Here is a 12,370-nt window from a genome sequence, read left to right as displayed (position 1 = left end):
TTTTTTGCAGTAAAGATAATATTTTTATAAATTAATACTTACCTATTCCATGCTTATCCCAAAACTTAGGTTTTATCTCATTTCTTAAATTATATAAAGAACCTCCATTCTTCTGCATTCCATATCGATTTATCAATTTCTGCTCCATTATTCTAGCATCTAACTTATTTAAGTTCCCAGTTCCTTGTATCGGTCTATAATCAAGTGTAGCCCTATTCGTCCCTGAATTCAAATGCTCTGAGAATCTAACTTCTGGCTTTCTGCTAGTAATCCCTATATAACGTACATCTCCATTTGCATCAACTCCTTGATAAACAGTATAAGTATTATGATCATTAGCCACAGATATTTTATCTCCTGTAGCAGTTAGATTTGGTCGCTCTACATTTACTGAAGGAGTAGATGCCTCCATCAACCTCATCTCCGGTGCCGGTCTTGTCGCCGTGTTCTTGAACGAGAAGATCGTCCGTCCGAATTTAACGTCCTTACCTGTCCAGAAGTTATTACCTTTCAAGGCGGCAACCATACCGTTTCCGATTCCACCTGTCAAGGCACCACCCAAAATACCCAAGCCATAATCCTTCAAGCTCATAAACTGGTCCCCGAAATACAACGAGTTACCCGCACTTTGGACAGGCATCATCACCGCCGTACTCGCCGAACCTGCGGCGGCTCCAGCCAAAAAGCCTCCGATTCCCCCGGCGGCACCTCCAGCAGCGGCAAAGGCCAACCCACCAGTCGCAGCCCCCAAACCTCCGGCGGCGGCTCCAATACCAAATGCGGCAAATCCATCCTTGAAACTATGAAGTTGACCCGATACAGCCTTATAGATCAAATTTGCTGTTCCTCCGATAACCGCACCTATTATAATATGGATAAACTCTCCATCCTCGTCCACATACCTCAACGGGTTGTTCATGGCATAGCTGTAACGATTGAAGTTCTGGGACAAGTCCGGCATCTGGACAAACGGATCAGGAGCGAGGAAACGACCCAGAGCCGGGTCATACAGGCGGGCGTTCATATTTACCAGACCAAACTCCTTAAGATGTTCATGGCCACTGTAGCCACGACCAAGGAACAACTCTACCTCCTGCCCCGAAGGGATGTAAACGTGACTGGATGAGTTACGTTGGCGACCCCATGCGTCAAAATTATAACTCGCGTATTTCGTCCCTGCCTCGGTGATGATATCCGTGATACTTCCCAGATAATCACGACCTATATAATAAAGTTTCCAGCTATTCGTATGATCCTTCACCAATACCGCCGAAGCGTCGTAGTAATTCTCTCCCGCCAAATACAGCTTCTCCTTATTACCCGAGGGAGTCTCATCGATCTCATAGCAATCCCCCAAATAATAGCGGGTCAACAAACGGCTACCCCCTTTAGCCACCTGCATCTTCACACGCTGCTGATTGCCGTTATAGGTAAACGAGGCCACGTTACCATCTTGCGTAATAGCGTTCGGACGCTTGAAAGAGGTATAGCTAATAACCTGTGTGGCGGAAGACATAATACCATTTGCCACGCTAGAGGAAGATATGGCGTAAGGCTTGCCACTTGTATTATATGCGAATGTACCACTGACATCCCCTTTGGTTAAGATATTTCCTTTCGCGTCATAAGTTGCCATAAGCCCTTTGTAGGAAGTCAGACGATTAAGATTATCATAAGAGAATTTCTCTTCTTGGGATACATTAATGTCTTTCCGGTAAGTCAAGTTCCGTTTAACAGGATCGAAAACATACTCCATATTCTGGAGGAATGTGGTCACCCCTGTTTTCTGTATCTTCCTGGAAGTAGGGAATCCATAACTGTCATATCCATAGGTACGAGATAAGGCACCGGAGCGTACCTCGGTAGGTAACCCCATGTCATTCTCTTTCGTGAGCTTAAATATGGATGTTTGGTTATTCAGCTTGGTCTCAACTAAATGACCATTCGCATAATTATAATTCTCGGTTGTCAAAACTCCGGATTGAGACGTATACTTAATAGAGCTTACATTTCCTCCGTTATAGGTATAATCCTTTCGTAAATATTTATTGTCTACCGCCGTCTCTGTCTGGCTCGACAGACGACCCAACGCATCATATACATAATCAATGGAAGTTCCGACAGAAGAAGAGACCTTCGTCAACTCATCGTAGCCATTATAAGTATATGTAGTCGTAAACTCTGGTAAAGTCGCCGTTTTAAGGCGATTATACGTATCATATGTGTAATTGATAACCTTATTATTTGCGTTCGTCTCTTTCAATAGGTTGCCGGATGCGTCATAAGCATAAGTTGTCGTACCAGAGCTAGGATCGCCCAAGCTAGTCCGACGGCCGAAACCATCATAACCAAATGAAGTAGTCACGTTACCCGGTGCGACGATAGAAGAAGGTTGTCCATCCGGACGCAGATTATAGGTAATCGTTCCTGCTGGGTCTACCACAGATATAAGATTGCCCAACGCATCATACGTCCGCTTGACAGAGATTCCATCCTCCACCGTTGTTATACTATTGCCGCTATAACCATGAGTCGTTTTTCTTCCGGAAGGTTCCGATATAGCGGTTAAGCGATCATACGTATCATAACTATAGATATTCCAAGCCGTAGCCGAACTACCGGCAAACGGACGAGAGACTTTTTGCACCCTTCCATAACTATCATAAATTTTATCCGTTTTTAGAAAACTGCCATTAAAACGAGTCTCGGCCGTTCTTACCTCTCTATTCAACGCATCATATACACTTTTAGTAGTAGGTTTACCCGTCACAGAACGGGTTATGGCATACAAAGCGTTTGTCCCTTCCTCCGACCATCCGTAAGATACAGTAGCGGTAGTATTATCAGGGAACGTGACACTTGTCTCCCGACCAAATGGATCATACGTATGCGCCGTAGACTTTCCCCGGTGGTCCTTCTCAGAAGACATACGCCCCTCCGTATTATAAGAAAACTCATTTGCAAGTCCTAATGGGTTTGTCACCTTTTTCAATCGACCGTTCGTATCATAAGCATATTCGGTCTTCAGCCCTTTATCCGAACCATACAAGAATAGCGTCTCTTTTGTGATATTACCCGGAGTATCATAAACATACTCGTAAGTTTTCGCTTTATTTCCATTCTTATAGAACACCTTGCTATTCGCATAGCCGTTCGTATGCGAAGGAATATTCATTCGCTCGGTATAAGTACTGCTATTACGAGTAGTAGTCACGCTCTGATCGGTCAAGAAACCAATAAGATATCCACTCTCTGCCGTATTGTTATAAAATGTGTTCGCCTTTTTTACCGTAATACCCCCAGTGTAAGTGATAGTCTCTTGCGTCGCATTTCCATAAGTATCATATACAAAAGCGGTAGTAGCAGTAATACCCTTAAGCAAGTCCTGCTCTGTCTTATTGCTTAAACGTATCTTGACCGTTTTATTGGCTTGAACATTAACGGCAAAATTATAGGTCGATTTCGCCTCAGGTGAAACCTCACTCTTCAATATGCCATATTTATAAGGATCAAAATATTGCTCCGTAAGCTGCCCTTTCAAATTCGTACGGAATATACTCTCAAATCCCCTAAACCCCAATCCTTGGCGGTGAATAACACCACCTCGGTACGTGAAAGTGAAATTATCAACCCGGTTACCTTTCATATAAGTACTGGAAAAGGCTATGACAGGAATAGACTCTTGAATGTCCACATACGGGAAAACAGCGTTCGCACCCTTAGCATAAGTACCGGAAGATATGGCCTCCTCATTCATCAACAGGTATGTGTTCTTTTCGACCACTCCCAAACTATTCGCCATACCCGTGGCCAAAACGCCTTTATTGTCATTCCTCTTGAATGAATATTTTGTAACCACTCCATTCTTCAAGCTGACCAATTGACTAAAATAATTATGACTGTTTATATTAGTCGGGATCAAGATTGATTTCGATGTATAATTTTGGGCACATTCAACCGAACCCACGTTATTTTTCTTAGCGAGGTAAGTGAAGAAACCGGAGCTATGATACCGGATCAAGTCTGTCATACCATCCCCGTTTACATCTTGTAGCAAAAAGCCATCCGTAGAAATCCCCGAGTTTTGAGTACCGGCAAACGTGGATTTATAAAATTGTCCATCTCCCATCGAGTTATAAGCGGCCCACGTATAGACTGGATCCTTTTTTTTCGGAGATACCAGCAAATCCATAAGCCCATCTCCGTTGATCTCCCCCAGCAACAGCGAGCGATCTTTTAGATCCACCTTTTTTAATCCGGTATAAGTAGAGACTTTTCGGCCCGTCCAAGTACTACCGGAAACATCAAAAGTATATATATTTACCCCGGAGTCATTAATAAGAGCGATGTCACTTTTCCCGTCTCCATCATAATCTAATACCAGAAGTCTATCTGTTTTCTGAAATGCGTCCTCAGGATCAGGCTGCTCCGTGCCTACAAAATTAACGTTATAGGGAAACAAGTAACTCTGATATAAGACCTTACCACTTTCCAAATCAAATATATAGCATTTAGAGGTCTTACTGGTCTCTCCAAAAGGATGATGGCAAGAGACCGCTAGTACTTCCTGTTTTCCATCCCCATTGAAATCCCCTGTATAATAAAACTTAGGATGTATGCTCTTTGCCCCATCCGCATCGGTCAATACGGTCGGGAAATTAAAAGTCCGTGTATATTTAGATACCAATCCCACAGTCAAACTGGCCCTATATACACGGAAAGTCACTTGATCATTATCACCGGAAACGCCATTGTTTACTTTTATGATATGCTCTTCTTGCTTTCCCTCCAAATCCGCACAAAAGATATCGATAAAATTAGCTCCGGTCGTAAGATTGGGCATGGGGGAAGCGTACTCGCTATTCAATCCGGCATAAAGATAGATTTTCTCTTCTCCGGTGAATTTATTGTCATATCTATTCTGGGAATGCTGAAAAGCCGTCGAATGTCTGTAATGCTCCCAATAGGGATTCTCATTAGGCAAAGAGATCAAACCATCTGCCCCCGACGCATAATCATACCTTCCTTTCACTACCTTGATACGAGCAGGATCCGTTGATTCATACCAATTATATAGCTGTGTGACAGAACCATTATCATAAGACCCATCTGTTATGCCTTCTCCATAGTAAAGCTTTATAGGGTTCAGAGATTGCCCGGAGGCGGAATAATCTATCTGGCTTAAAACTGAGCTATTGTTCTGGTTTTTATAGCTCAAGCTATACGTACAAAGCGCAGTAGAGCCTAATTTACTGATGATTTTAGCCAGCAAGTAGCTTTCCCCTGTCTTAAGCCCCCCTATAAAAGAGACCAAGGGGTCCGGTCGTGAGGCTTGATACTGAAATTCCACAGAGGCACCATTATAAGCAACTTTTGTCAATCTGTAATGGTTTTCTTGCTCGACATAAGTATATAGGATCTGATTATTTCGCAAGTCAGACAAAGAAACTATCGGATAAAAGATCTTATTGCTTGTATTTGAGGCATATCCAAATATGCCCTTGGTTCCATTAGGATAAAATACCTCAAAATATTTCACGACATCGCCGGACAAAAAAGCTTTTACTTTTATATTGCCTTGCTCGGACTCATAATTAATAGTTGTCGCATTCTCTGAGATCTTTATAAGACGCATCCCGTCTAACACGAACGCATCCGCTTTCGTACGTAAAGCTCCTTGGGGCTTACCATCATAATAAATATTCCTACTCGTACGCATGATCGATTGCACACCGCCAATACCCCATCCAATACCAACGATGCCATTTCCTTGCTGGCTATTATAAGCCAATGATAATTGGGGTTCAAATCCATTTATACCCGGATAAACCTGTATGGGAACCGTATAGGTTTTAGCTCCAGTCGGGGAAACACCTGTTTGTATCGGTATCTCTCCTACAGCTTTCGATTTATCTATTGTAACTGTAGTCGGAACGTAAGTATTATCAGATATGGCTTTAGGAACAAAAGCCTGAGGTTGCTGTGAAAACCTTTCCGGATTTTCTGCAGTTTTCGCTATAACCGGAGGATATAAAGCCTTCAATAAAGAATCCTCATAAGCCTTGTAATCACTTTCCTTCCAATCGAAAAATTGATTATTCTCAGCAACTCCTTGGGCACATAAATAAGAAGATGGGGACATAAACATGATAAATATCCCTATCGTATATAAATATATTAATTTCATCTATAAGTATACTTAAATTATATTTTGATCAATCCTCCTCTTGGTCTACGGGAACGGCCTCCAAAGATGAAGCCATCGCACTAAATTGCCGTGTTGTTCTATTTCCTGACGCATCATAAGTATAAGTAAATATCATTTGTTGGGATTGCCTAATATTCAAAATTCCGCCAGACTTTACCTCAAAAGGCCCATTAATCGTAATTTGCGCCGGAGCGGAAAGAGATAAATTACCATTACTTGCCACGGTTACATTTTGGACAGCCAACGTATTACAGCCCAAAACTGATACACTTGATGAAACTGTCTGATTTGTATAAGTACTCACACAGCTTCTCGTGTCAACCTCTTGTGATGATAACGGGGAAAATAAGCAAGTCAATACGATACATGTAAAAAAGACGATTCTCTCTTTCATATCAAAGAATTTATGATTCTGTTATTTCTATTTTTAATTCCTTGAGATTACAGACTTACATACTTCTTCAAAGTATCCGCTTTCTTCCCATCCACAAACAACGTATAAATAAACGTTCCATAACCAAGTTCCGAACGGCTTACTTCTACCACATTACTACTTCCATTATCCAACTTAATAACTTTCACGGGTTTACCTGTGACATCAAATATCTGTAGACTAGCAGACACAAACGTCGCCGGTAAGGTATAAGAGACAGATGCACCTTCCCTATTATATAATTTTGCGCCATCCACAGCACTTATATTACTTGTGGAAGTCGTGTTCGAACGTAATTGAGATTGTACCTCCGGCGATAGTAGAGCTTGCAAATTATCAATCACCTCATTCTGTTGTTGGATCGTTTGTTGCATCTCCTTGATACTTTCTACGATAAGCGGAATAAAACCTATATAATCTATAGACATCATCCCGTTTTCATCCGTTTGTACAAGTTCGGGTAATACCTTTTGTATGTCTTGAGCCAAAAAACCAATTCGTTTACGACTAGCCTCCGCTGCCTCTCTTCGATCTATCTCTGCTTGGATTTGTTTGTCTCTATTTATCTTTGCGATAGTAGCGGCATCCATAATCTCCTCTGAATCGGAGGAACTTCCCGATATCCCATTATCCAATGTGGCAGAGAACTTAGACTCATCCTGCTCCCTATTCTCCTCAAGTGTAGAGAGGTTGTATGAATAAGAGACCCCATTCACTTGCTCTAAAAGAGCTAATGGATTTTGCAGCGACTCTACATTTTCCTTCAAGCGAGCGTCTGAAGTTATATTCACTCCATTCACACGAAGATTCGTATTGAACACGAAATTAGTATTACTAGCCGGATTGTAATACGCCACGACATTGTTAGCATAACCATTTGTAGTCATATAAATACCCAATTTCCCATGCAACCAAAGTTGATCCGTATCCGTGGTTCCATATTCTCCAGCAAACACATTCCAACCTTGATTTGCATATTGTCCAAAATCACCAAATGTTAATTTCGAACCTGCGCGTGCATCCCCTATCCGACCATATATCTGCATTGAGGTTACATTTCCTAAGTCCTCATTATTGTCTTTTAAAAGGCCTGCTTGTACTCGTCCATTTGAAAGAACCCGGAGTTGAGCATTTGCGTTTGATACTAAACTAATTAAAATTAAGAAAGAAAAAAGTCTTGTTGTTTTCATATAAGTTGTTCTAAAATATAAATAGATAAACATTCAAATAATACTTCTAAGGAACCCAGTACCATATCCAAACAATTGCGTAAAAGAGGCTATTACGGATAGCGATCCTACACGTAAATCACATTTATTGCGGAACATTGCGTCTACAAACAATAAAAGGGCATAAATAATAAGAGGCACCAGAAACAAGCGGCAAAAGAATGAACTGATAACCAATAGACAGACTGAAAACGTGAATAATGCCGGTAAGCAATGTACCAGCTTCAATGAGCCGGGATGTTTCCGGTTCAACGCGATCCGGGCCTCCCCCGAATGACGCACCTGACGGAAGAACTGCATGAGATCCGTCCGCCTTTTATGATAAACCCATGCCGAAGGAAATAGCCGGGTCCGATAACCAGCCTCCATGATCCGTATGCTAAAATCAATGTCCTCACCATATCGCATGCCGGAAAAACCGCCCAGACGCTCATATACATCCCGCCTTATTCCCATATTAAAACTACGGGGATAAAATTTATCCAACTTTTTCTTCCCGCCGCGGATACCACCGGTCGTCAGGAATGAGGTCATGGCGTAATTGATCGCCTTCTGGATCGGGGAAAACGAGGCATGCGCCTTATCCGGACCACCGAACGCATCCACCGGATAATGATTCAACGAGTCGTGTATATGCTCAAGCCACGTGGAGGGTAGTACCACGTCAGAATCCAGTATGAGCAGATACTCGCCAAGCGCTTGCCTAGCGCCATGATTACGCGCCATACCCGGGCCGGAGTTCGTGATCACACAATAATGGAGGTCCAACCGCTCTTGGTATCGCCTTACGATCTCTTTCGCCGGTATCGTAGAGCCATCCTCCACCACGATAACCTCAAAATGGACATAGGTTTGCTTGCAAAGGCTTGATAACAGATCATCAAGCTCATCCGGCCTGTTATAAACAGGAATTATAATGGAATATAAACGCATATCTTTTGTATAAAAAAGATTGAGGATACCCTCTACAGACGGTATCACTCAATCTTATCAAAAAAACTATAGCTTCAATAGAAATAAATATTATTGTACCAATAGCATACGTTTCGTTGAGATCAACTGTCCGTCTACTACCAAAGAATACATATACATACCTGCGACACCTAGATCAGAAAAGCTTACCATTATACTACCTTCTCCCCGGGTAGCGATATCGAATTTCTTAACTTGAGTTCCTTGCAAATTGCAAATAGAGATAAAAGCAGAACGTGCGGATGTAGGGATCGTAAAGGATATATTCGTGGTAGAATTAAACGGATTCGGCGTATTTTGATTCATTACCGCATTCGAGAGCAAAGACTTACTCGTCAAATTCTTGTTATTCTGCAAATCAGACAAATTAGCTTTTTCATCCAATTGCAATTCCAGTTGTTGGATAGTAGCGTCCAATTCTTTTACAGCCTGTACTAAAACGGGTATAACAGCCGTGTAATCCACCAAGCTATCACCTGTGGAACTTAACGTCACAATCTCTGGCATAACCTCAGCTACCTCCTGTGCCAAGAAACCAAAAGCTTTAGAAGGTACCGCTTCTGCTGATCTCAATTGCGATGTCTCACTTTTCCAATTGTAAGATACCGGTTTTAACCCCAATATGGTTCCTAATCCACTATTTAAGGGAGTGATATTGGTTTTCAACCGAGCATCCGAAGATTGATAAACCCCCTTTACTTCTATATAATTATACTGGGAGCTTTCTGAATCATAGAAAACGACCTTTCCTCCTGTTCCTGAGATACGAGGATTAGCGACCGCAACTTTTAATTTCAAAAATGTACCCGGATAATCACTCCCGTTATAATACAATTTTTGTCCCCACGTCTGTATGTTCGTGTACTGGGCTTGGACACTAAACGATACGAATAGGCATAGTATGCCTAATAAAGATACAGATCTTTTCATGATTTAAAGATTTAAGTTGATAATATCTATTTTAACACATCAAAATATCCAACCAAATAATTATTTCCTTTTGAGATAAATATCTTATAATCACCATTCAGCAAAAAATCTATAGAAATAGGATATTCTATCTCAGAAGAAACAGTTATGATGTCATTATAAAGTACATTTCCTTTTATATTTATAATTTTCACATTAAGTCCATCCAATAATTTATTAGAATGGATGTAAATATTATTTTCATCTATTGATAATGTAGGAGAAGATATTATAGAACGATCTTCCTCTTCTTCCCAAGATTGTTCAGTATCCTTCACTCTATTCGGATACACAACTGAAGAAACAAACATCAGAAATACTAATCCCAATATAAAACTTCTCTTTTTCATTATCTATTTTTATAAACAAAAATAGTCTCTATGAGAAATCTATAAGCAAAATAGGATTTACTTCTTATTTACTTTTTGTTTACAGCGATTAAGTTATTATAAATCAGCGATAAATTTATCCATCATTTCTGCGGTACCTTCTGTTCCATGAATCTTTTTATAGAGACGAATCCGGGATGCTGTTATTGCAGGAGTCGAGCGTCCAACTAACCTTGCAATGTCCTTCACGGGCATGGATATTTTTATCAAATAACAAATATGGAGTTCTAACTCTGAGATTTGCGGGTATAAAGCATATAATTGAGCGGTGAAATTTGAATAGGTTGTATCAATCTCTTTTCTCAACTCCTTCCAATCCTTATTCTGAATTTCCGTATCAGTATTATTACTTGTTTCATGAAATAACCGATAGACTTCGGATTTTCGAAAAGCTATTTCAAGCAAACTTTTTTCATTTTGAGAAGTAAGAATCTTTCGGTTTGATAGTTCTAATAATTCCTTTTGAGATTGCACAAGTTGCTTTTTAAAATTATCTCTTTGACACTCCGATTGCTGCAAAAGTTCCTCTAGATATGAAATTTTCTTATTATTATATTCAATACAATCCAAACTTTCCGCATATTGATTCTCTTTCAATAGACGTATTTTTTTCTCCTTTTCAATCGCTGCTTTTTTCTTCTTTTCTAACACATATATATAACATAGACTAAAGAAAATAATTAAAACAACAAATAATGCAAATTGATAATTGCGAATTTTTCTTTTTTCATTATCTATTTTCAATTGAACATTCTCCTTTTCTGTATGCTGATACTTATATAATGAGTTAACTTTTGCTACAGCTTCCGTTTTTGTTTGATTCTTAATTGAATCAGACAGTTCTATACATTTATACGCATAATTCAAGGCTAATTTACGGTCTCCTTCTTGGTTTTTTATTTTGGATAAGATTCTATACGTATTTTTTTTCATATAGATATTCCCATACTCATTTGCTTTCTCAAAATAATATAGAGCTGAATCTATTTGCTTATAACTTTCATATATACAACCTAATCCAAAATATATATTTGCTTGATTCTTCATACTTGAAACCTTACTGAACAAATCTTTAGCCAAATCATATTTTCCCATATCTATATAGATGCTACTCAATTCCCTTAGTACATTATCTATTCTCGATTGATCATTTAATAACAATGCCTTCTCATAAGCAGATTGATAGTAGTATATAGCACTGTCTGTATCTTGCTTGGCGTTATAGATCCGAGCAATATTCCTCAATGCGATCACCTCTCCTTTTCCTTTATCATACATCTTGTATTCATACGATTTCCTATAAGCTTCGAGAGCCTCATCATACAAACCTTGATATGCCAGTCGATATCCCATCTGCTCATAAACCCGTCCTAATATATCATATCGCTTACTATCTTTCCCTATGTCCGCAGCATCTTGAAAAGCTCTCACCGCTCTTGGGGCATCTCCCATATCCCGGTATGTACTTCCTAGATAATAATATGCCTCCATTAATTGATCTGGAGTCCCATAGTCCTCATAATACTGAACTATTGATTTAATCAAAGAGTCTGATTCATGAGGAATATACAGCTTATCTTTAGCTTTAATCTTAAGCAAAGCATGGTACATACGTATATTTTCCGGCTCATTCATGATTGAGCTATCCAAAGAGGAAAGACAGAGTAATGCGCTATCCGGATGCTCCCACATAACAGATTCCGCACGAGATAGTTCCGCAGGTAATGGTTTTTCTTGGCGCATACAAGAAAAAAGGGTAGCGAAAAGTAGCAAAGTCAGTCCTAGTGTTCTCTTCATTTAGATTATAGTTTACAACTTAAACGCAAGTTATAAAATTTATCCACAAATATCAATAAAAATATTCATTTGCCACAAAAAAATATCTTCTTTAAGCCTACTACTCAACTAAAAATCTTTTCCTTTAGTTTGGTATCCTTCAATAGCCTCTGTGCATACCCCTCCATTTAAATGAATTTTCAAATAATACTTCTCAAAAAACCGACTCCATATCCAAACAATTGCGTAAAAGAGGCTATTACAGATAACAACCCTACACGTAAATCACATTTATTGCGGAACATTGCGTCTACAAACAATAAAAGGGCATAAATAATAAGAGGCACCAGAAACAACCAGCAAAAGAATGAGCCGATAACCAATAGACAGACTG

General features: G+C 39.8%; 7 protein-coding genes and 1 pseudogene. All 8 read right to left on the bottom strand.

Translation table 11 applies throughout. The annotated features are described in order from the left end of the window. Positions 1-31: 31 nt before the first annotated feature. Positions 32-6,187, bottom strand: a complete 6,156-nt coding sequence (locus DWX33_RS08975) for an RHS repeat-associated core domain-containing protein (RefSeq protein WP_121962021.1) — start codon at positions 6,185-6,187, stop codon at positions 32-34. Between the two features lie 28 nt (positions 6,188-6,215). Further along, positions 6,216-6,602, bottom strand: a complete 387-nt coding sequence (locus DWX33_RS08970; protein ID WP_008778959.1) for a hypothetical protein — start codon at positions 6,600-6,602, stop codon at positions 6,216-6,218. Between the two features lie 47 nt (positions 6,603-6,649). Continuing rightward, positions 6,650-7,687 carry a tail fiber domain-containing protein gene (locus DWX33_RS08965; RefSeq protein WP_224201869.1) on the bottom strand — a complete coding sequence of 346 codons (1,038 nt, stop codon included), beginning with the start codon at positions 7,685-7,687 and terminating at the stop codon, positions 6,650-6,652. 177 nt (positions 7,688-7,864) lie between these two features. Further along, a complete protein-coding gene (locus DWX33_RS08960) occupies positions 7,865-8,803 on the bottom strand; it encodes a glycosyltransferase family 2 protein (protein WP_122380230.1) in 939 nt (312 codons plus the stop codon). Between the two features lie 90 nt (positions 8,804-8,893). Beyond that, entirely contained in the window at positions 8,894-9,772 is an 879-nt protein-coding gene (locus DWX33_RS08955; protein WP_005863685.1) for a tail fiber domain-containing protein, read from the bottom strand. A gap of 26 nt (positions 9,773-9,798) precedes the next feature. Continuing rightward, positions 9,799-10,161, bottom strand: coding sequence for a DUF3244 domain-containing protein (locus DWX33_RS08950; protein ID WP_005863687.1), 363 nt, complete (start codon positions 10,159-10,161; stop codon positions 9,799-9,801). Between the two features lie 96 nt (positions 10,162-10,257). Then, positions 10,258-11,997 (bottom strand): lipopolysaccharide assembly protein LapB, encoded by a 1,740-nt coding sequence (locus DWX33_RS08945; protein WP_008778955.1) that lies wholly within the window; start codon positions 11,995-11,997, stop codon positions 10,258-10,260. 179 nt (positions 11,998-12,176) lie between these two features. Further along, a pseudogene (locus DWX33_RS22800) lies at positions 12,177-12,370 on the bottom strand (glycosyl transferase family 2); the annotation flags it as partial.

Origin of the sequence: Parabacteroides sp. AF19-14 (genome assembly GCF_003635485.1) — a bacterium.
GTDB classification, from domain to species: Bacteria; Bacteroidota; Bacteroidia; order Bacteroidales; family Tannerellaceae; genus Parabacteroides; species Parabacteroides distasonis.
Note: the sequence above shows the minus strand (reverse complement) of the source record. Positions and strands in the feature narration are given on the sequence as shown.

What these genes read in the sequence shown, in the direction of transcription:
- DWX33_RS08945 (WP_008778955.1), bottom strand. Translation starts at nt 11,997, where the DNA reads ATGAAGAGAACACTAGGACTGACTTTGCTACTTTTCGCTACCCTTTTT.
- DWX33_RS08955 (WP_005863685.1), bottom strand. Translation starts at nt 9,772, where the DNA reads ATGAAAAGATCTGTATCTTTATTAGGCATACTATGCCTATTCGTATCG.
- DWX33_RS08950 (WP_005863687.1), bottom strand. Translation starts at nt 10,161, where the DNA reads ATGAAAAAGAGAAGTTTTATATTGGGATTAGTATTTCTGATGTTTGTT.
- DWX33_RS08960 (WP_122380230.1), bottom strand. Translation starts at nt 8,803, where the DNA reads ATGCGTTTATATTCCATTATAATTCCTGTTTATAACAGGCCGGATGAG.
- DWX33_RS08965 (WP_224201869.1), bottom strand. Translation starts at nt 7,687, where the DNA reads ATGCAGATATATGGTCGGATAGGGGATGCACGCGCAGGTTCGAAATTA.
- DWX33_RS08975 (WP_121962021.1), bottom strand. Translation starts at nt 6,187, where the DNA reads ATGAAATTAATATATTTATATACGATAGGGATATTTATCATGTTTATG.
- DWX33_RS08970 (WP_008778959.1), bottom strand. Translation starts at nt 6,602, where the DNA reads ATGAAAGAGAGAATCGTCTTTTTTACATGTATCGTATTGACTTGCTTA.